Raw genomic sequence first — 1,678 nt, 5'->3', positions numbered from 1 at the left:
AGGCATTTGCTATCGTAAAAAGTGGATTACCTTACGATGAGAACTTTGTTTCTAAATTAGCTTAAAACACTTGTTTTTTAACTCAGTTCTTTGTTGTAGCCAGTGCTTTTTATTTTAATAGTTAGAAATTACAATCCAAGTTCAGTTGATTTTAAATTGAATAAATTGATTTGGTCAATTTTATCCTCATGAATTATTATTGATAGTTTTGCGGGATATTTAAATTTCATTTCACTTAGTTTAAATGTCCATAGCATAATCTTTAATAAATCCTCGTCGCCTATATTTTTGTGTTCTTTCAGTCTGGTTATTCCTGAACCAAAAATTGGAACAGAAACATTTTTTTGTGCATAAATTCGGTTAACTCTATCCCAAAAATTAATTAAAAATTCTATGTATTCAGGCATAGTCAAAGTAGCTCTATTATGTTCATCAAATTTTGAAAAAGCAGTTATTATATAATCTTCATAGACAAATATTGTACTAAGTTTAAATTTAACTTTTTTACCGCCTCTCGTTCTTTCAAATTCGTTTTCAATTATATCTGAACTATCTGAGTTTTCGACAATAAATGTGTCAAGTTGACCTACATTATCATTAAAAATGCGATTAATAAAAATACCATTAAGAGATTTGTTTGATATGATTTTATCATCAACTATTGTATCAAAGAATTCATTGAAAGGTATTGTCTTCAATCCCTTCTCAGAAAATAAGTCTCCACATTTGATATTTACAGTACTGCCATCAACATCGATATTTATATTAGTCAGATTATTAGCTCTGTACCAAATGAATAAATAAATTAGAATTAATATAACGAATGCAGCATAACCAAAGTATTTTAAACAATTATTGTATTCGTCAGGAATAATATTAAAGAGTAATATGAATGACAAAATTCCTGAAATTACTGAAAAGTAAATCCAAAACTTGTTTCTTACATTTTTGTCTAAAAAATTGACTTTCATAGTTTCTTAGTTATAAAAATAGTCTCCAGCTTCTTTTTTAGAACCCTCTCTGAAATTGGTGTTATTTAAAGCAAGCCGAATAGTTTCTTTATTCATTGGAACATGCAGAACTGGTACATTCGATTTTGAATCTCTAAAAATTGGTAATTTATTCCATAATGCTTTCACAGTATTATTCAAGTCTGTATTAGCATAATTAAGTAAATCTTCTCTCGTTTTCAAGTCTGGATAAATAACAATAATTGGTAAATTCAATGTGTTCACACCATAATCTATTTCTTCTCTAAGTGCTTTGGAATTTTTTGTGTTTTCACTTAAAAATAATATAATGTTCTTAGAGTTTCTTAATCTTTGCCTCAGTCTTGGTTTAAGTGTTAATTCCCAGTCACTGTTATCGCGAACATTGTATGTTGTGTCATGTGCATTATTAAAAGGAAAGGAAGAGTCAGAACCTTTCCAAGCCTTTAACATTTGATAATAACAAAAATCTTTGCTAGCATGTGCTCCAAGTGCTGATTCACTAAAAGGTTCACTAACATAAAAGGCACTATAATTTTTACTCATAATTGATTGTTTTTTATCTTTAAGTAAAGTCTGTTTTGCATTGGCTACAACTCAGGGTTAAACGTAGTTCTGCTTTGAGAATGAAAAGATAATAAATTCTTGAGCAATAATTAGAGAAAAGCTCTTCCTTATAATCTCTAATT

2 protein-coding genes are annotated in these 1,678 nt (G+C 28.3%); both read right to left on the bottom strand.

Translation table 11 applies throughout. The features are described 5' to 3' along the window. Positions 1 to 128: 128 nt before the first annotated feature. Positions 129 to 971: a macro domain-containing protein gene (locus DFQ02_RS14970; RefSeq protein ID WP_116525256.1), complete on the bottom strand. Its 843-nt coding sequence runs from the start codon at positions 969 to 971 to the stop codon at positions 129 to 131. Positions 972 to 977: 6 nt separating this feature from the next. Then, a complete protein-coding gene (locus tag DFQ02_RS14965; protein WP_116525255.1) occupies positions 978 to 1,535 on the bottom strand; it encodes a TIR domain-containing protein in 558 nt (185 codons plus the stop codon). Positions 1,536 to 1,678: the final 143 nt, after the last annotated feature.

Origin of the sequence: Seonamhaeicola aphaedonensis, from assembly GCF_003386195.1 — a bacterium.
GTDB lineage: Bacteria > Bacteroidota > Bacteroidia > Flavobacteriales > Flavobacteriaceae > Seonamhaeicola > Seonamhaeicola aphaedonensis.
The sequence above is the reverse complement of the archived record's forward strand: the minus strand, read 5'-3'. Positions and strand labels throughout refer to the sequence as shown.

Coding starts and splice junctions, on each gene's coding strand:
- DFQ02_RS14970 (WP_116525256.1), bottom strand. CDS start 971: ATGAAAGTCAATTTTTTAGACAAAAATGTAAGAAACAAGTTTTGGATT.
- DFQ02_RS14965 (WP_116525255.1), bottom strand. CDS start 1,535: ATGAGTAAAAATTATAGTGCCTTTTATGTTAGTGAACCTTTTAGTGAA.